Source organism: Pseudomonas glycinis, assembly GCF_054871425.1.
This window is the reverse complement of record NZ_JBTYHF010000004.1, coordinates 274,034-291,431: the sequence shown is the minus strand read 5'-3', so window position 1 is coordinate 291,431 and position 17,398 is coordinate 274,034. Positions and strand designations below refer to the sequence as shown.

The 17,398-nt window shown below is 59.9% G+C and carries 16 protein-coding genes and 2 tRNA genes; 14 read left to right on the top strand and 4 right to left on the bottom strand.

Annotated features, from left to right (window positions below):
* Positions 1-287 precede the first annotated feature (287 nt).
* The 7 genes from ACYSTU_RS11780 to pdeM all read left to right on the top strand — a co-directional run bounded on the left by ACYSTU_RS11780 (position 288) and on the right by pdeM (position 7,818).
* Positions 288-1,070 (top strand): transporter substrate-binding domain-containing protein, encoded by a 783-nt coding sequence (locus ACYSTU_RS11780; protein WP_042608231.1) that lies wholly within the window; start codon positions 288-290, stop codon positions 1,068-1,070.
* Positions 1,071-1,126: 56 nt separating this feature from the next.
* Complete coding sequence (locus ACYSTU_RS11775; RefSeq protein WP_016771383.1) at positions 1,127-1,855, top strand: ABC transporter permease; 729 nt, start codon at positions 1,127-1,129, stop codon at positions 1,853-1,855.
* Positions 1,852-2,562 carry an ABC transporter permease gene (locus ACYSTU_RS11770; protein ID WP_498998590.1) on the top strand — a complete coding sequence of 237 codons (711 nt, stop codon included), beginning with the start codon at positions 1,852-1,854 and terminating at the stop codon, positions 2,560-2,562. Before ACYSTU_RS11775 ends, ACYSTU_RS11770 begins: the two co-directional genes overlap by 4 nt.
* Positions 2,563-2,589: 27 nt before the next feature.
* A complete protein-coding gene (locus ACYSTU_RS11765) occupies positions 2,590-3,708 on the top strand; it encodes a succinylglutamate desuccinylase/aspartoacylase family protein (RefSeq protein ID WP_498998587.1) in 1,119 nt (372 codons plus the stop codon).
* A gap of 12 nt (positions 3,709-3,720) precedes the next feature.
* Positions 3,721-4,485, top strand: coding sequence for an ABC transporter ATP-binding protein (locus ACYSTU_RS11760; RefSeq protein WP_041478066.1), 765 nt, complete (start codon positions 3,721-3,723; stop codon positions 4,483-4,485).
* 193 nt (positions 4,486-4,678) lie between these two features.
* Complete coding sequence (locus ACYSTU_RS11755; RefSeq protein ID WP_136492078.1) at positions 4,679-7,168, top strand: ligase-associated DNA damage response DEXH box helicase; 2,490 nt, start codon at positions 4,679-4,681, stop codon at positions 7,166-7,168.
* Positions 7,165-7,818 (top strand): ligase-associated DNA damage response endonuclease PdeM, encoded by a 654-nt coding sequence (pdeM, locus tag ACYSTU_RS11750; RefSeq protein WP_016771388.1) that lies wholly within the window; start codon positions 7,165-7,167, stop codon positions 7,816-7,818. Before ACYSTU_RS11755 ends, pdeM begins: the two co-directional genes overlap by 4 nt.
* A gap of 44 nt (positions 7,819-7,862) precedes the next feature.
* On the opposite strand, the gene ACYSTU_RS11745 is transcribed toward pdeM, so the two are convergent.
* Both ACYSTU_RS11745 and dcd read right to left on the bottom strand, forming a co-directional pair.
* Positions 7,863-8,072, bottom strand: coding sequence for a hypothetical protein (locus ACYSTU_RS11745; RefSeq protein ID WP_016771389.1), 210 nt, complete (start codon positions 8,070-8,072; stop codon positions 7,863-7,865).
* A 107-nt stretch (positions 8,073-8,179) separates the two neighbouring features.
* Positions 8,180-8,746, bottom strand: coding sequence for a dCTP deaminase (gene dcd / locus ACYSTU_RS11740; protein WP_007940589.1), 567 nt, complete (start codon positions 8,744-8,746; stop codon positions 8,180-8,182).
* 355 nt (positions 8,747-9,101) lie between these two features.
* On the opposite strand from dcd, the gene ACYSTU_RS11735 reads away from it, so the two are divergent.
* Entirely contained in the window at positions 9,102-9,311 is a 210-nt protein-coding gene (locus ACYSTU_RS11735) for a cold-shock protein (protein WP_002554837.1), read from the top strand.
* Between the two features lie 116 nt (positions 9,312-9,427).
* Here ACYSTU_RS11735 and ACYSTU_RS11730 read toward each other — a convergent pair whose 3' ends face one another.
* Positions 9,428-10,435, bottom strand: a complete 1,008-nt coding sequence (locus ACYSTU_RS11730; protein ID WP_024011896.1) for a DUF481 domain-containing protein — start codon at positions 10,433-10,435, stop codon at positions 9,428-9,430.
* A gap of 165 nt (positions 10,436-10,600) precedes the next feature.
* On the opposite strand from ACYSTU_RS11730, the gene ACYSTU_RS11725 reads away from it, so the two are divergent.
* The 4 genes from ACYSTU_RS11725 to ACYSTU_RS11710 all read left to right on the top strand — a co-directional run bounded on the left by ACYSTU_RS11725 (position 10,601) and on the right by ACYSTU_RS11710 (position 15,373).
* Positions 10,601-10,954, top strand: coding sequence for an MGMT family protein (locus ACYSTU_RS11725; RefSeq protein ID WP_071174585.1), 354 nt, complete (start codon positions 10,601-10,603; stop codon positions 10,952-10,954).
* A 43-nt stretch (positions 10,955-10,997) separates the two neighbouring features.
* The gene (locus tag ACYSTU_RS11720; protein WP_024011895.1) at positions 10,998-12,557 is read left to right on the top strand and encodes an AmpG family muropeptide MFS transporter; all 1,560 of its coding nucleotides are present in this window, start codon (positions 10,998-11,000) and stop codon (positions 12,555-12,557) included.
* Between the two features lie 129 nt (positions 12,558-12,686).
* Positions 12,687-14,402: a proline--tRNA ligase gene (locus ACYSTU_RS11715; RefSeq protein WP_024011894.1), complete on the top strand. Its 1,716-nt coding sequence runs from the start codon at positions 12,687-12,689 to the stop codon at positions 14,400-14,402.
* Between the two features lie 17 nt (positions 14,403-14,419).
* On the top strand, positions 14,420-15,373 hold the full coding sequence (locus ACYSTU_RS11710) for a hypothetical protein (protein WP_073475925.1): 954 nt from the start codon (positions 14,420-14,422) through the stop codon (positions 15,371-15,373).
* A gap of 126 nt (positions 15,374-15,499) precedes the next feature.
* Here ACYSTU_RS11710 and dinB read toward each other — a convergent pair whose 3' ends face one another.
* On the bottom strand, positions 15,500-16,561 hold the full coding sequence (gene dinB / locus ACYSTU_RS11705) for a DNA polymerase IV (protein ID WP_076567795.1): 1,062 nt from the start codon (positions 16,559-16,561) through the stop codon (positions 15,500-15,502).
* Between the two features lie 279 nt (positions 16,562-16,840).
* Between dinB and ACYSTU_RS11700 the strand changes: the two genes are divergently transcribed.
* Together ACYSTU_RS11700 and ACYSTU_RS11695 are read left to right on the top strand one after the other, a co-directional pair.
* Positions 16,841-16,917: transfer RNA gene (locus ACYSTU_RS11700), tRNA-Met, on the top strand.
* Positions 16,918-17,134: 217 nt separating this feature from the next.
* Positions 17,135-17,211 (top strand) — tRNA-Met (locus tag ACYSTU_RS11695).
* Positions 17,212-17,398 lie beyond the last annotated feature (187 nt).

The following is a 17,398-nucleotide window of genomic DNA, read 5'->3' as shown; positions in this document are numbered from 1 at the left end:
CCGTTGATGCATTCCCACGCAGGAGCGTGGGAACGATCAGTCATCAGGGACAAATCCCTTGCCACAGTTTTACCTGCTCTCAGCCACGCGCTTGAACCGAAACAGTGCATGCAAACAGCTATGCCCGTTTCCGGGCATTCAACTACCCTTGCCTCTCTGCACTCGACCTTTTAAAACACCTGTTCGGCACTCTGGTTCGGAAATTGCTACTTTCTACAGGTCGTAAGCGTTGCAGTAACAATAATTCTGCGCCACAAGCGCTCATATTGGTTCTTAGGGATTGAATAATGAAAAAAGCATTGCTGACCCTTTCTGCACTGGCGTTGTGCATGGCCGCCGGCTCCGCGCTGGCCAAGGAATACAAAGAGCTGCGCTTTGGCGTTGACCCTTCGTACGCACCGTTCGAGTCGAAAGCGGCCGATGGCAGCCTGGTCGGGTTCGATATCGATCTGGGCAACGCGATCTGCGCCGAACTGAAGGTCAAGTGCAAATGGGTCGAAAGCGATTTCGACGGCATGATTCCGGGCCTCAAGGCCAACAAGTTCGACGGCGTGATCTCGTCGATGACCGTGACTCCGGCGCGCGAGAAGGTCATCGACTTCTCCAGCGAACTGTTTTCCGGCCCGACCGCTTACGTGTTCAAGAAAGGCTCCGGCATCACCGCCGATGTCGCTTCGCTCAAAGGCAAAACCGTTGGCTATGAGCAAGGCACCATTCAGGAAGCCTATGCCAAAGCCGTGCTGGACAAAGCCGGTGTGAAAACCCAGGCCTATCAGAACCAGGATCAGGTGTACTCCGACCTGACCTCCGGCCGTCTCGACGCCGGTATCCAGGACATGCTGCAAGCCGAACTGGGCTTTCTGAAGTCGCCAAAAGGCGCTGATTATGAAATCAGCCAACCGGTCGACAGCGAATTGCTGCCAGCCAAAACCGCTGTCGGTATCAAGAAAGGTAACACTGAGCTGAAAGCACTTTTGGATAAAGGTATCAAAGCGTTACACGACGACGGCAAATACGCCGAGATTCAAAAGAAACACTTTGGCGACCTGAATCTGTACAGCGGCAAATAATGCCCCGGCGCCCATCCCCGATGGGCGCCTTTTCCATCCGCTCAGGTTGCTGATTTATGTTTGAAACCCTCCTGCAAAATCTGGGGCTGGCCTCGTTCAGTCTGCAGGGCTTCGGCCCGTTGCTGCTGCAAGGCACCTGGATGACCATCAAATTATCGGCGATGTCGCTGCTGGTGGCCGTGTTGCTCGGCCTGCTCGGCGCCAGTGCCAAACTGTCGAAAGTCAAACTGGTGCGCCTGCCCGCGCAGCTCTACACCACGCTGATTCGCGGCGTGCCGGACCTGGTGCTGATGCTGTTGATCTTCTACAGCCTGCAAACCTGGCTGACGTCACTGACCGACTACATGGAATGGGAATACATCGAAATCGACCCGTTCAGCGCCGGCGTGCTGACGCTGGGCTTCATTTATGGCGCGTATTTCACCGAGACCTTCCGTGGCGCCATCCTCGCGGTGCCGCGTGGTCAGGTCGAAGCCGCCACCGCGTACGGCCTCAAACGTGGCCAGCGCTTTCGCTTCGTGGTGTTTCCGCAAATGATGCGTTTTGCCCTTCCAGGCATCGGCAACAACTGGATGGTCATGCTCAAGGCCACCGCGCTGGTGTCGATCATCGGTCTGGCCGATCTGGTCAAGGCAGCGCAGGACGCCGGTAAAAGCACCTATCAACTGTTCTACTTTCTGGTCCTTGCCGCCTTGATCTATCTGCTGATCACCAGTGCTTCGAACTTCATCCTGCGCTGGCTCGAACGCCGCTACGCCGCCGGTGCCCGGGAGGCCGTACGATGATCGAACTCCTGCAGGAATACTGGAAAGCCTTCCTTTATACCGACGGCCAGAACATCACCGGGCTGGCGATGACGATGTGGCTGCTGACCGCCTCGATCTGCATCGGCTTCATCGTCTCGATCCCATTGTCGATCGCCCGCGTCTCGCCGCACTTCTACGTTCGCTGGCCGGTGCAGTTCTACACCTACCTGTTCCGTGGCACGCCGCTGTATATCCAGTTGCTGATCTGCTACACCGGCATCTACAGCCTCGCCGCCGTGCGCGAACAGCCGATCCTCGACAGTTTCTTTCGCGACGCGATGAACTGCACGATCCTCGCTTTCGCGCTCAATACCTGCGCGTACACCACGGAGATTTTTGCCGGGGCGATTCGCAGCATGAACCACGGCGAAGTCGAAGCGGCCAAGGCTTATGGCCTGACCGGCTGGAAGCTGTACGCCTACGTGATCATGCCGTCGGCCTTACGCCGTTCGTTGCCTTACTACAGCAACGAAGTGATCCTGATGCTCCATTCGACCACCGTGGCGTTCACCGCGACCATTCCCGATATCCTGAAAGTCGCGCGGGATGCCAACTCGGCGACCTTCCTGACCTTCCAGTCGTTCGGCATCGCCGCGCTGATCTACCTGACCATTACTTTTGGGCTGGTCGGTCTGTTCCGCCTTGCCGAACGCCGCTGGCTGGCCTTCCTCGGGCCGACTCACTAGCATCGGTTTGACAATAAAGAGATAACAATGCGCCACCAGATTCATGACTTGCTGGCCCCGCTGCCGGGGACCGCACGGCAGATTCACAGTTTCCACTTCGGCCCACAGCAGGCCAAGGGCAAGGTGTACATTCAGGCCTCGCTGCATGCCGACGAACTGCCCGGCATGCTGGTCGCCTGGCACCTGAAACAGCGTCTGGCCGAGCTGGAAGCCGCCGGCCGCCTGCGCAGCGAAATCGTCCTCGTGCCGGTGGCCAACCCGGTCGGCCTCGAACAAGTGCTGATGGACGTGCCGCTGGGCCGTTACGACCTGGAGAGTGGGCAGAACTTCAATCGCTGGTTCGTCGACCTCAGCGAAGAAATCGGCAACGCCATCGAAGGCCAGTTGGACGACGATGCGCAGCACAACCTCGAACTGATCCGTGCCAGCCTGCGCGACGCCCTCGCCCGCCAGACGCCGGCCACACAACTGCAATCCCAGCGTCTGACCCTGCAACGCCTGGCCTGCGATGCCGACATGGTGCTGGACTTGCATTGCGACTTCGAATCGGTGGTGCACCTGTACACCACGCCCGAGGCGTGGCCACAGGTCGAGCCCTTGGCGCGCTACATGGAAGCGCAGGCTAGCCTGCTTGCTACCGATTCCGGCGGGCAGTCATTCGACGAGTGCTTCACCCTGCTCTGGTGGCAACTGCGCGAGCGCTTCGGCGAGCACTTCGAGATTCCGCTGGGCAGCTTCTCGGTGACCGTCGAATTGCGCGGCCAGGGCGACGTCAACCACCCGCTGGCCAGCCGCGATTGTCAGGCGCTGATCGATTATCTGATCCAGTTCGATGCCATCGTCGGCGAGACCAAGCCGCAACCGCCACTGCCGTACCCTCCCACGCCGCTGGCCGGGGTCGAACCGGTGACCACGCCAGTCGGCGGCCTGCTGGTGTACTGCGCCACACCCGGCCAATACCTGGAAGCCGGCCAGCAGATCGCCGAAATCATCGACCCGGTCCACGACAAGGTCACCCCCATTCATTGCACCGCCGCCGGCCTGCTGTATGCGCGCTCGCTGCGGCGCATGGCCACTGCCGGCATGGTCATCGCCCACGTCGCGGGCGCCGAAGCCTATCGCAGCGGCTACCTACTTTCGCCTTGAGGATGCTCGTCCATGTACAAACTGACCGTTGAAGGCCTGCACAAAAGCTATGGCGATCATCAGGTGCTCAAAGGCGTTTCGCTCAAGGCCAAAACCGGCGACGTGATCAGCCTGATCGGCGCCAGCGGCTCGGGCAAAAGCACCTTTTTGCGCTGCATCAATTTCCTCGAGCAACCGAATGACGGCGCCATGAGCCTCGATGGCCAGGCGATCCGCATGGTCACCGACCGGCACGGCATGCACGTCGCCGACGCCGATGAACTGCAACGCCTGCGCACGCGGCTGGCGATGGTGTTCCAGCATTTCAACCTGTGGAGCCACATGACCGTGCTGGAAAACATCACCATGGCCCCGCGCCGGGTGCTCGGTTGCAGCAAACAGGAAGCCGAGGATCGCGCCCGGCGGTATCTGGACAAGGTCGGCCTGCCAGCGCGGGTCGCCGATCAATACCCGGCGTTTCTGTCCGGCGGCCAGCAACAGCGCGTGGCGATCGCCCGGGCACTGGCGATGGAACCGGAAGTGATGCTGTTCGACGAACCGACCTCGGCACTCGACCCGGAACTGGTCGGCGAAGTGCTGAAAGTAATTCAGGGCCTGGCCGAGGAAGGCCGGACGATGATCATGGTCACCCATGAAATGAGTTTTGCGCGGAAGGTGTCGAATCAGGTGCTGTTTCTGCATCAGGGTCTGGTGGAAGAAGAAGGCGCGCCGGAAGACGTGCTGGGCAATCCCAAAAGCGAACGGCTGAAGCAGTTCCTCAGCGGCAATCTTAAGTAAGGTTGGCCCCCGCCCTGTGTGGGAGCGAGCCTGCTCGCGAAAGCGGTTTATCAATCAACATCAATGTTGAATGAGACATCGCATTCGCGAGCAGGCTCGCTCCCACAGGGGGAATCCACCGACCGACAAAGTTAAACTTGTCCCCCCGCTTCGCTGTCTCTGAAACAACACCTCCAGAGCGCACGCAGCCGGCATGGCGAAATCCCCCGACTTTGCAAAAACCTGGTTCAGCGCCCGCGACTGGAAGCCGTTCGCCTTTCAGAAACAGGTGTGGGCGGCGGTGAAAAACGGCGAGTCCGGATTGCTCCACGCCAGCACCGGCGCCGGCAAAACTTATGCGGTATGGTTTGCTGCGCTCAACCGCTTCGCCCGCCTGCAACCGCCCGTGGCTACACCGCGCAAACGCAAACCGCCGGCCGAGCCGTTGACGGTGCTGTGGATCACGCCGATGCGCGCCCTCGCCGCCGATACCGCCCGCGCGCTGCAAATCCCGGTGGATGAATTGCAGATTCCGTGGAGCATCGGCCTGCGCACCGGCGACACCAGCAGCAGCGAACGCGCTCGTCAGGGCCGGCGCTTGCCGACGACGCTGATTACCACCCCGGAAAGCCTGACTCTGTTGCTCGCCCGCGCCGATGCGCGCACGGCGTTGTCGACCCTGCGCATGATCGTCGTCGATGAATGGCACGAGTTGCTCGGCAACAAACGCGGCGTGCAACTGCAACTGGCCCTCGCTCGCCTGCGGCATTGGCAGCCGGAACTGATCGTTTGGGGCGTGTCCGCCACCCTCGGTAATCAATCCCACGCGGAGCAAGTGCTGATCCCACAGGGCGGCGGCGTCAGTGTTCAAGGCAAAAGCGAAAAAACCCTGCAAGTCGACACCCTGCTGCCACCGGCCATCGAGCGTTTTCCCTGGGCCGGCCACATTGGTCTGAAGATGCTGCCGCAGGTGGTGGCCGAACTCGACGCCTGCGCCAGCAGCCTGGTGTTCACCAACACCCGCGCACAATCGGAGATCTGGTATCAGGCGCTGCTGGAAGCGCGGCCGGACTGGGCCGGGTTGATCGCGCTGCACCACAGCTCACTGTCCCGCGATACCCGCGATTGGGTCGAGCAGGCATTAAAGAATGGCCAGTTGAAAGCGGTGGTCTGCACTTCGAGCCTGGACTTGGGTGTGGATTTCCTCCCGGTCGAGCGTGTATTGCAGATCGGCTCGGCCAAAGGCGTTGCGCGGTTGATGCAACGTGCCGGACGTTCCGGTCACGCACCGGGGCGCACCTCGCGGGTGACGCTGGTGCCGACCCACAGCCTGGAGTTGATCGAAGCGGTCGCCGCACGCGATGCCGTCGAACAGCGGCGCATCGAGCCGCGTCTGTCACCGCACAAGCCGCTGGATGTGCTGGTCCAGCATTTGGTCAGCATGGCCCTTGGCGGTGGCTTTATTCCTGAAGACTTGTACGCAGAAGTCCGTGGTGCCTGGGCTTATCGTGACCTGACAGCGGCAGACTGGGCCTGGGCGCTGGCGTTCGTACGCCATGGCGGGATGTCTCTTACAGCGTATCCGGATTACCGCCGGGTCGAGCCGGACGAACACGGCGTCTGGCGCGTGCCGGATGCGCGCCTGGCGCGGCGCCATCGCATGAGCATCGGCACCATCGTCAGCGACGCGAGCATCAACCTGAAATTCTGGAGCAAGGGCGGCGGCGGCAAACAGCTGGGCAGCGTCGAGGAAGGCTTTATCGCCCGGCTGAAACCCGGCGATGGTTTCCTCTTCGCCGGGCGCCTGCTGGAACTGGTGCGGGTGGAAAACATGACCGCCTACGTCAAACGCAGCACCGCAAAAAAAGCCGCCGTGCCGCGCTGGAATGGCGGGCGCATGCCGTTATCCAACGAACTGGCCGAAGCAGTGGTGACGCGCTTCAGCGCCGCTGCTCAAGGTCAGTTCAACGGCCCGGAAATGCACGCGCTGCGGCCGCTGCTGGAGACGCAGATACGCTGGTCCGGCTTGCCCACCACGGAAAATCTGCTGGCCGAGGTACTGAAATCCCGCGAAGGCTGGCATCTTTTCCTCTATCCGTTCGCCGGGCGCCAAGTGCATCTGGGACTGGCGAGCCTGCTGGCGTGGCGCGTCAGTCAGCGGCAACCGCTGACCTTCTCGATTGCCGTGAATGATTACGGCCTGGAACTGCTCAGCGCCACGCCGGTGGATTGGGCCACGCATCTCGACGCGCGACTGTTCAATGCCGATGACCTGTTGCTGGACGTGCTGGCCAGCCTCAATGCCGGTGAACTGGCGTTGCGCCGCTTCCGCGAAATCGCGCGAATCGCCGGGCTGGTGTTCGCCGGGTATCCGGGCGCACCGAAAAGCACCCGCCAGGTGCAGGCGTCGAGTGGGTTGTTTTTCCAGGTTTTCAAACAATACGACGCCGACAATCTGCTCTTGGCCCAGGCAGGGGAAGAAGTCCTACGCGAGGAACTGGATATTCGTCGTTTAGAGCAGACATTGGAGCGCATCAATCGGATGAAACTCGACATGCATCAAGTTAAACGTCCTACACCGCTGGGCTTTCCGCTGCTGGTGGAGCGGATGCGCGAGAGCATGAGTTCGGAAAAGCTGGCTGACAGGATCAGAAGAATGGTCGGTGACCTGGAAAAAACCGCTGATAACGGAAAATCGTCGTGAGTGCGTACCCGGTGCGTTTGGCCGGTGAGGAGTTGTGGTTGCTGCCGGAGAAAGCGCTGTATTGGCCAGCGCAGGAAGCATTGCTGATCGCCGATGTGCATTTCGGTAAAGCGGCGGCCTATCGCAGCCTCGGCCAGCCGGTGCCGCATGGCACGACGGCGAGCAACATCGAGGTAATCGACGCGTTGCTGGCGCGGTTGCCGTGTCGCCAGTTGATTTTTCTCGGTGATTTCCTGCATGGGCCTGGCTCACATGTCCCGACCACATTGAATGCGCTGGCAGAGTGGCGAGCGCGCCACGCTGACCTGCCGATGACGCTGATTCGCGGCAACCACGACAAACGCGCGGGCGACCCGCCGGCCTCGCTGAATATCCGCGTAGTGCCAGAGCCGCTGTTACTCGGGCCGTTTGCCTTGCAGCATGAGCCCGATGCGCATCCGGAACGGCACGTGCTCGCCGGCCACGTGCACCCGGTCTATCGGCTGCATGGCAAAGGTCGGCAGAGTCTGCGTCTGGCTTGTTTCAGACTCGGTGAGCGCATCAGCCTGATGCCGGCATTCGGTGCGTTTACTGGCGGCTATCAGGTCGAGCGCGACGACAGTTGCAAGGTCTTCGTGATCGGCGACAACGAAATATGGCCCGTCAGCTAGATCGCAAATCGATCAGACTGACGGGCCATATTCATGACAGTGGATCAGGCAACAGGCGCCGGAGGCGGCTCGTCCGGCAGCGTCGGTTCGCCTGGTTCGGTCGGTTGTTCGTTGGGAGTATCGGGATCGGGCTGGCCGGGTACGCCGCCGGACAGGCTCAAAGACGGATTCGCCAGTAACGACCAGGCCAGAACGCCTATCTGATTGGGCTCAAGCCTTGCCAGTTCAGCGCTGATTCGCGGGTCGATCTTCATAGGGCACTCCTCAGTGAAGGCCCGAATCTGTGTGTAACAAAAACGGGCAGTACACCCCATAGAGTGTCTGCCCGCCAAAGAATTCCCGACATCCGTCGGATGGTCGATCAGGTACGCGGCAAGGTTACGCCACGCTGGCCCTGATATTTGCCGCCACGATCCTTGTAGGAAACTTCACATTCTTCATCGGATTCGAGGAAGAGCATCTGCGCCACACCTTCGTTGGCGTAGATTTTCGCCGGCAGATTGGTGGTGTTCGAGAACTCCAGCGTCACATGACCTTCCCACTCAGGCTCGAGCGGAGTGACGTTGACGATGATGCCGCAGCGCGCGTAGGTGCTTTTACCCAGGCAGATGGTCAGCACGTTGCGCGGAATGCGGAAGTACTCGACGGTGCTGGCCAGGGCGAAGGAGTTCGGCGGAATGATGCAGACGTCGCTGTGGATGTCGACGAAGCTGCCGGCGTCGAAGTTCTTCGGGTCGACAATGGCCGAGTTGATGTTGGTGAACACCTTGAAGTGGTTGGTGCAACGCACGTCGTAGCCGTAGCTCGACACGCCGTAGGAAATCACCCGGCTGTCGTCGCTGCCGCGCATCTGGCGCTCGACGAACGGTTCGATCATGCCGTGTTCCTGCGCCATGCGGCGAATCCACTTGTCCGATTTGATGCTCATGGCGGGTTTGTCCTGAATAGCGAGGTGGAAAAATTCTGTCCGGCATCTTACCGGGCGCGTCGCCGCGATCAAAGTGCGCAACGCAATTCTCGGCGAACACCCCGTATTTACGCGATGTGGCGACGAACCGTCGCACCGCCGATCCCTAAAACACAGAATCCTTTGCAAGAAACATTGGCACGTTCCGGAAAAAGGGTTAAGGTGGCGTCACTGTGTTGCTTGTGTCACTGAGAATCTCTACACGATATGTTGAATTTCGATCCAACCATCTACAAGAATTTTTCCTGCTCTTTGCACTCAGTCTCGGCCAGGGTTCTTCCTGAGTCGCAGTTATCTTTGTTCAAGGAGTTACACCATGTCTAATCGCCAAACCGGTACCGTTAAGTGGTTCAACGATGAAAAAGGCTTCGGCTTCATCACTCCACAATCCGGTGACGACCTGTTCGTTCACTTCAAAGCTATCCAATCCGACGGCTTCAAAAGCCTGAAAGAAGGCCAACAGGTTTCTTTCATCGCTACCCGCGGTCAGAAAGGCATGCAAGCTGAAGAAGTACAAGTTATCTAACTTGTAGCTTCTTTAGAAAAGAGCCCCGCCCTTAAAAGCGGGGCTTTTTTGTGGGCGCCTGTTTTGTTCAGGCAAAAAAATCGCAGCCCAAAGGCTGCGATTTTTTGTGTGTGTCTTTACCAGGCCACGCCAAACCCTGCGGTATAACGGGTCTTGTTCAGATCCGCATCGTTGGTGCCGCTGATGATGTCGCGCTCGGCCTTGAGGTTGAGCGAAGCCCAGTCGGTAACCTTGTAGCGCAGGCCCAGCTCGGCATCCAGTGCATAATCGGCAACGCCCGACAGCGGCTTGCCGACTTCGCCATTGGTGAAGAACTCGACCTTCTTGCCGATCAGGTAGCGGTTGTAGTCCCACTTCATCGCGACGGAATAGAAGTTGTCCTTGCTGCCATCGCGATACTCGTAATCGGTGCGGTTGAGCAACGAGCCCAGCGAGAACGCGCCGAGTTCGTCGTCCCAGAACTGGTAGCCCGGACCGGTACCGACCACGCGCTGACGCGCCAGCTCTTCGATGTGATCACGCTTGTAGTTGATGCGTCCCTGCCAGAACCACTGATCAGTGAGGAAGCGGTCGAGGGAGTATTCGGCGCGCCAGTTGTTGGTGGTGGTTTCCGCATCCTGGACTTCGCGGTTGTACTCGCCCTCGCCGGTATGCCGCCAGCGGCCATGGCGAGCCGAAGTCTTGAAGGCAACGTCGTAATCGTCGGTGTCCTTTTCGGCGCGCTGATAGTCCAGCGCCAGATCGACGTTGCCCTTCCACACCAGGTCGGTGACGATCGGCTTGGGCTTGAGGATCTGCTGAATGCTCGCCAGCTCGACCGTTTTCGGCGCCTCGCCGTTGGCCAGGGTGACCTTGCCATCGTCGGCCGCGGTGAGCGACTTCGACACTTCGCCGGCATAGGCGTCCTGCTTGACCAGCAGATGCTGATCGCTGTCGAGGGTCTTGACCTCTTTCCAGTCAATCGCCACTGCGCCGGCGTATTTGGTCTGGATCAACAGCTTGCCGCCGTCGAAAACCGTGATAGTGCCACTCAGCTTGTCGCCGTTTTTCAACCAGACGGTGTCGGCAAGCAGGGGCGTGGACGCGCTGAAAACAGCAAGGCACAACAGGGTTCTGGGGAACATAAGCAGATCGGGGGCTCAGAGTTGGCGAAAAGGGTCGGCATTATCCGTAGGATTTTGCCCATGACAAGGACTGACCGGACTATTTCAATTGAGTTCATTTCTCAATTGCGCCACGAGCGATTACCCTTGTCGCCATCATCACGCCAATGCTCAGGAGCCGCGTACGTGAAAGACCCGCTCGACAGCGTCGAAAATGATGCGCAAATCCGACGCACGGCACTCTACTCGACGCTCGCGCAAGTGCCTGAAGGCAAAGTCGTCAGTTATGGCCAGTTGGCCGAACTTGCCGGGCTGGGCCGCGCCGCGCGCTGGGTCGGGCGGACTTTGAGCCAGTTGCCTGGCGACACCAGGCTGCCCTGGCACCGCGTACTCGGCGCCGGCGGGCGCATCAGTCTGCCGGTCGGCAGCCCCTCCGGTGATGAACAACGTGCGCGATTGCGTATGGAAGGCATCACCGTCCAGAACAATCGTGTGGATATTCGGCGCCATGGCTGGCGTCCGGTAGAGCACAGCGGTTAGAGTGCGCGCTTTGTTTTCGCAATTTTGAGGCAGACTTCAGCCCATGCCCCGTAAAACCTGGCGCGCCGCGCTCGCCGCCTATGCCAGTCCTTCGACGCTCGTGCTGTTGTTGCTCGGTTTTGCCGCCGGCCTGCCGTACATGCTGGTGTTCTCGACGCTCTCCGTATGGCTGCGTGAAGCAGGCGTGGCCCGTGAAACCATTGGCTATGCCAGCCTGATCGGCCTGGCGTATGCGTTCAAATGGGTCTGGTCGCCCCTGCTTGACCAATGGCGCCTGCCCTTGCTGGGCAAGCTCGGCCGCCGCCGTTCCTGGCTGGTGCTCTCCCAGGCACTGGTGATTCTCGGGCTGATCGGCATGGGCTTCTGTGATCCGCAGAAGCATTTGTCCTGGCTGATCGCCATTGCCGTCGTCGTCGCCTTCGCCTCGGCCACGCAGGATATCGCGGTCGACGCCTATCGCCTGGAAATCGCCGATGACAGCCGCCAGGCCGCGCTCGCCGCCAGCTATATGTCCGGCTACCGCGTTGCCGCCCTGCTCGCCACCGCCGGCGCGCTGTTCTTCGCCGAAGGTTTCGGCTCAACCGGCTTCAACTATAAGCACGCGGCATGGACCGGCACCTATGTACTGTTTGGCGCATTGATGGTGCCCGCGCTGCTGACCACGCTGTTCATGCGCGAACCACCCGTACCGCTGCGCACGCAGTTACAGGCCGGGCGCTATACGTTCATGCATCAACTGATGTCGGTTTTCGTGCTGATCGTTTTGCTGGTCTCCGTGCCGGCGATGTTCACCCAGCTGTACAACACCGATTTCGCTGGCGTGCTGTTCGGTGACATGAGCCCGCTCGATTTGCTGCTCGAAGACCGCGCCTTTCTGCGCGCCATCCTCTACATATTGCTGACGGGGATGTGCCTGTCGGCCATGGGCCGGCGCGGACTGGCGCCGGTACTGACGCCGATCAATGACTTCATCCTGCGTTATCGCTGGCAGGCGCTGTTGCTGCTGGGCCTGATCGCGACCTATCGCATGTCGGACACGGTAATGGGCGTGATGGCCAACGTGTTCTACATCGATCAGGGTTTCACGAAGGATCAGATCGCCAGTGTCAGCAAGATTTTCGGCCTGATCATGACCCTCGTCGGTGCCGGCATGGGTGGCCTGTTGATCGTGCGTTTCGGCATTCTGCCGATCCTGTTTATCGGTGGTGTGTCTTCGGCAGCGACCAACCTGCTGTTCGTCATGCTCGCGGACATGGGCCCGAACCTGCAGATGCTGGTGGTGACCATTTCCCTAGACAACTTCAGCTCGGGCCTGGCGACGTCGGCGTTCGTCGCTTACCTGTCAAGCCTGACCAACCTGAAGTTTTCCGCAACGCAATATGCCCTGCTCAGCTCGATCATGTTGCTGCTGCCGCGCCTGATGGGCGGCTATTCCGGCGTGCTGGTCGAGAAGTTCGGCTATCACAGCTTCTTCCTCATCACCGCCCTGCTCGGCGTGCCGACGCTGCTACTGATCGCGCTGCACTGGTTCCAGGAACGCCGCCGCGAAGGGCAGACACCGACGCCCGAGCCTGCACCGACGCCCGTCACCGAAGAATCGTAGGACGCTTCGCCAATGGCGGGAGGAATCCCGCCGCTGGCGCCTTCCGCCGGCCACACTTCTGTACGTCAGCAAAACTCGCCGGTACACTGCTCCGTCATTTCCAGTCATAGCAACCGACAACGGCCAACCATGCGCACCAGTCAATTTTTGCTCGCCACACAGAAAGAAACGCCTTCCGACGCGGTCGTGATCAGCCACCAGCTGATGCTGCGCGCCGGCATGATCCGCAAGCTTGCCTCGGGCCTGTACACCTGGCTGCCGATGGGCCTGCGAGTCATGCGCAAGGTCGAAGCCATCGTTCGCGAAGAAATGAACGCTGCCGGTTCTCTGGAAGTGTTGATGCCGAGCACCCAACCGGCCGAGCTGTGGCAGGAATCGGGGCGCTGGGAAGAATACGGCCCTGAGCTGCTGCGCATCAAAGACCGCCACGGTCGTGATTTCTGCGCGGGCCCGACCCACGAAGAAGTGATCACCGATCTGATGCGCAACGAGTTGAGCAGCTACAAACAGCTGCCAATCAACCTGTACCAGATCCAGACCAAATTCCGCGATGAAATCCGCCCACGCTTCGGTTTGATGCGCGGCCGCGAATTCATCATGAAGGACGCCTACTCCTTCCACGCTGATCAGGCGTCGCTGCAGATCACTTATGACCGCATGCATGAAGCCTACTGCAACATCTTCACGCGTCTGGGTCTGAAATTCCGTCCGGTAGAAGCCGACAACGGCTCGATCGGCGGCGCCGGCTCCCACGAATTCCACGTGCTAGCCGAGTCCGGCGAAGACGATATCGTCTTCAGCAACGGTTCCGACTACGCGGCGAACATCGAAAAAGCCGAAGCGGTGCCACGGGAAACCTCGCGCCCTGCGCCAACCGAAGAACTGCGTCTGGTCGACACGCCGGACACCAAGACCATCGCGGCGCTGGTGGAAAAATTCAATCTGCCGATTGAAAAGACCATCAAGACCCTGATCGTCCATGCCGAAGAAGAAGGCAAGCTGATCGCGCTGGTGATTCGTGGCGACCACGAACTGAACGAAATCAAGGCTGCCAACCAGCCTGGCGTGGCCAGCCCGCTGGTGATGGCCTCCGATGCCGAACTGCGTGACGCGATCGGCGCCGGCGCTGGTTCGCTCGGCCCGCTGAACCTGCCGCTGCCGATCATCATCGACCGCTCGGTGGCGATGATGAGCGACTTCGGTATTGGCGCGAACATCGACGACAAGCACTACTTCGGCGTGAACTGGGAGCGCGATCTGCCGGTTCCGACCGTTGCCGACCTGCGCAACGTCGTCGCTGGCGACCCAAGCCCGGACGGCAAAGGCACGCTGGAAATCAAGCGCGGCATCGAAGTCGGACACATCTTCCAGCTGGGCAACAAGTACAGCAAGGCGATGAAGTGCGAAGTGCTGGGCGAAAACGGCAAGCCGGTGACCCTGGAAATGGGTTGCTACGGCATTGGCGTATCGCGCGTGGTGGCTGCTGCCATCGAGCAGAACAACGACGCCAACGGCATCATCTGGAGCGACACCCTGGCGCCGTTCCAGATCGCGCTGGTACCGCTGCGCTATGAAACCGAGCAGGTGCGCGAAGCCACCGACAAGCTCTATGCCGAACTGACGGCGGCCGGCTTCGAAGTGCTGCTGGACGATCGCGACAAGAAAACCAGCCCGGGCATCAAGTTCGCGGACATGGAGCTGATCGGCATTCCACACCGGATCGTGGTCAGCGACCGCGGCCTCGCCGAAGGCAACCTGGAATACAAGAGTCGTTCCGAAGCAGAGGCGCAAGCACTGCCGGTGGCCGATGTTGTGTCCTTCCTTCAGGCCCGTATCCGCCGCTGAAACCAGATAGAGACGTCATGTTCAAGCGAAACACCTTAGGCCTCGGTGGCGCCGCCCTGTGCGGCGCCCTGCTGGTCAGCGGCTGCGCCAATCACATGTCGCAACGCAGCGAGCACGAAGAGCGGGTCGAGCGAAAACTGCTCGATCACAGCCTGCAGATCGATGTCGGCGAGCCCAAGGTGCTCGAGCTGCCGCAGCGACGCGTGAAGATCAACGAGCAGAAGACTTTCGAAGTCACCGAGTTCGAGGTCACCCGCCGTTACGACCGCTACACGCCTTATCAACCCTGGCGCGAAGTCTACGAGATTCCGCTGGGGGCGGTGGCCGTGGTCGGTGGTGTCGGTGCGAACGTGGTAAACGTGTTTGCCCTCGGTAACCTGCCGGACAGCGTCACCAAGGATTGGCTGAGCTACGGTTTTGCCGGGCTCAACCCGTTCATGAACGTGCAGTCCAATGGTCGCGCGCAGCAGAACCTCGCGGGCATCGACGAAGTCCAGCGCGACAAGCGCACGGAGTATTCGAGCCTGCCGTGGAGCGAACGACCGGTGCAGGTCAAGGCCGGCAAGCAGACGTTCGACATGACCACTGATCGCAACGGCGTGCTGCGCTTGAACCTGCTCGACAGTCCGTTCGCCGAACATGACCTCAACCATGTTGGCCGCTTGCAGATCAGTGTCGAAGACGCCAAGGACGACGTGCATACCGACTCGACCCTGATGCTCAGCGGCCACCTGCGCGGCAAGTTGATCGAGGCGCACGGGCTGATTTATGACGATCTGGAAGATGACGAAGTGAGCCAGTGGGTACACCGGGTCAAACGCCTGTCGGAGCTGGGCCTGGAAGAAGAAGCCAGCGAATTGGAACAAAGCCTGATCGAACTGACCCGCAATGATCCTGAGTTGCAGACTGAGTTTCTCAAGTCTCTGGCCAAGGATGCCGGGCGTTTAGTGGCTGATCCGGGACCGAATTAAAAGCTAAAGGCATCGCGGGCAAGCCCGCTCCCACAGGGTTTATGGGTGTTCACACAATATGTGTTTCACCATCGATCAATGTGGGAGCGGGCTTGCCCGCGATGACTATCTGAATACGCCGCGAATCTACCGCTCAAACAATTCCATCTGCTCAAACCCGCCCCGCAGATCCTCCAGCCTCACCCCCACCCCCAACAACCGCACCGGTTTGCCGCCGCGATTGAACGCCTGCGTCAGCATCAACTGATAACTGCCCAGGTCACGCCCTGCCCCGGCCTGTTCCAGCGTGGTCTGGGTGAAATCATGAAATTTGACTTTGACGAACGGCTTGCCCGGTCGATAACTGCTGTCGATCCGCGCCATGCGGGTTTTCAGGGTATCGAGCAACTCGGGCAATTTGTCCAGGCAGCTGCGCAAGTCCGGCAGATCGACGTCGTAGGTGTTTTCCACGCTGATCGACTGACGCCGGCTGTCGTTGTGCACCAGCCGGTCATCGATTCCACGGGCGAGATTCCACAAGCGCTCGCCGAAACTGCCGAATTCGCGCACCAGCGCCAGCCTGCCCCACTCGCGCAGATGCTGGCAGTCAACGATGCCAAGCTTGCCGAGCTTGTCGGCGGTGACCTTGCCGACGCCGTGCAGCTTGCTTACCGGCAGACCACTGACGAACTCCTCGACCTGATCCGGGGTGATCACGAACAAACCGTTGGGTTTTTTCCAGTCGCTGGCGATCTTCGCCAGAAACTTGTTCGGCGCAACGCCTGCGGAAACGGTGATGTGCAATTGGTTGGAGACCCGGCGGCGAATGTCCTGGGCGATGCGCGTGGCGCTGCCGCCGAAATGCGCGCTGTCCGACACATCGAGGTAGGCCTCGTCCAGCGACAGGGGCTCGATCAGGTCGGTGTAATCGGCGAAGATCGTATGAATTTCTTTCGAAGCTTCGCGATAAGCCTCCATCCGCGGCTTGACGATGGTCAGGTCCGGGCACAATTTCAACGCGTGACCGGAAGCCATGGCCGAGCGCACACCATAGGCGCGCGCTTCGTAATTGCAGGTGGCGATCACCCCGCGCCGATCCGCCGAACCACCCACCGCCAACGGCTTGCCGGCCAGACGCGGATCATCGCGCATCTCGATGGCGGCGTAGAAACAGTCACAGTCGATGTGGATGATTTTTCGCTGGGTCATGTCGGAAAAAGACAACGTGGCAAGCCGGAGCGGCAGTATCTCATTGGCACCTGTATATAGCACCAGTGGTTGAATGTTCTTTTCCGACCGTAGGAGATTTCCGATGAATTTATTTTTTCAATCACAGATCAACGGGCAATAGAGCTGAAAGCCTTGCACCACCTGCCCTGCGCGCCGGCCAACCGCCGCGAAAAGACGCTAAGCGCTTGAACCTGAACAGATTTATCCAGATCGACGGTTGACACACTCGCGAACCTCTGTAGAATGCCGCCACACAGACGCGGGATGGAGCAGTCTGGTAGCTCGTCGGGCTCATAACCCGAAGGTCGTCGGTTCAAATCCGGCTCCCGCAACCAAACATCAGAAAAGGCTACTCGAAAGAGTGGCCTTTTTTGTGCGCGTCTGTTTTGCAAACGGGCGCCCTGCTCAATCGCTAGCGAAACGGCAATTCGTTGCATTTCCGAAACTTACGCACCACCTGCGACCGTTTGCCGCGATTTCGCAGTTATTTGGCCCATTCCGGGATTAGCGGTTGACACTTCGTCGTTCGCCTGTAGAATGCCGCCACACAGACGCGGGATGGAGCAGTCTGGTAGCTCGTCGGGCTCATAACCCGAAGGTCGTCGGTTCAAATCCGGCTCCCGCAACCAAACATCAAAAAAGGCTACTCGAAAGAGTGGCCTTTTTTGTATCTGTTGAAAAAGTCCTTTCGCAACAATGATCTGTCACTGTGCAGTGAACCGCTGGGGATCATCAGAACCACTGACTTGCGACTATGCTTGAGTCGCAGACAGGGCTTCTGCAATCCAGGAACTGCCCTCGCCGATGCCCGACGAG

What these genes read in the sequence shown, in the direction of transcription:
- ACYSTU_RS11780 (WP_042608231.1), top strand. Translation starts at nt 288, where the DNA reads ATGAAAAAAGCATTGCTGACCCTTTCTGCACTGGCGTTGTGCATGGCC.
- ACYSTU_RS11775 (WP_016771383.1), top strand. Translation starts at nt 1,127, where the DNA reads ATGTTTGAAACCCTCCTGCAAAATCTGGGGCTGGCCTCGTTCAGTCTG.
- ACYSTU_RS11770 (WP_498998590.1), top strand. Translation starts at nt 1,852, where the DNA reads ATGATCGAACTCCTGCAGGAATACTGGAAAGCCTTCCTTTATACCGAC.
- ACYSTU_RS11765 (WP_498998587.1), top strand. Translation starts at nt 2,590, where the DNA reads ATGCGCCACCAGATTCATGACTTGCTGGCCCCGCTGCCGGGGACCGCA.
- ACYSTU_RS11760 (WP_041478066.1), top strand. Translation starts at nt 3,721, where the DNA reads ATGTACAAACTGACCGTTGAAGGCCTGCACAAAAGCTATGGCGATCAT.
- ACYSTU_RS11755 (WP_136492078.1), top strand. Translation starts at nt 4,679, where the DNA reads ATGGCGAAATCCCCCGACTTTGCAAAAACCTGGTTCAGCGCCCGCGAC.
- ACYSTU_RS11745 (WP_016771389.1), bottom strand. Translation starts at nt 8,072, where the DNA reads ATGAAGATCGACCCGCGAATCAGCGCTGAACTGGCAAGGCTTGAGCCC.
- dcd (WP_007940589.1), bottom strand. Translation starts at nt 8,746, where the DNA reads ATGAGCATCAAATCGGACAAGTGGATTCGCCGCATGGCGCAGGAACAC.
- ACYSTU_RS11735 (WP_002554837.1), top strand. Translation starts at nt 9,102, where the DNA reads ATGTCTAATCGCCAAACCGGTACCGTTAAGTGGTTCAACGATGAAAAA.
- ACYSTU_RS11730 (WP_024011896.1), bottom strand. Translation starts at nt 10,435, where the DNA reads ATGTTCCCCAGAACCCTGTTGTGCCTTGCTGTTTTCAGCGCGTCCACG.
- ACYSTU_RS11720 (WP_024011895.1), top strand. Translation starts at nt 10,998, where the DNA reads ATGCCCCGTAAAACCTGGCGCGCCGCGCTCGCCGCCTATGCCAGTCCT.
- ACYSTU_RS11715 (WP_024011894.1), top strand. Translation starts at nt 12,687, where the DNA reads ATGCGCACCAGTCAATTTTTGCTCGCCACACAGAAAGAAACGCCTTCC.
- ACYSTU_RS11710 (WP_073475925.1), top strand. Translation starts at nt 14,420, where the DNA reads ATGTTCAAGCGAAACACCTTAGGCCTCGGTGGCGCCGCCCTGTGCGGC.
- dinB (WP_076567795.1), bottom strand. Translation starts at nt 16,561, where the DNA reads ATGACCCAGCGAAAAATCATCCACATCGACTGTGACTGTTTCTACGCC.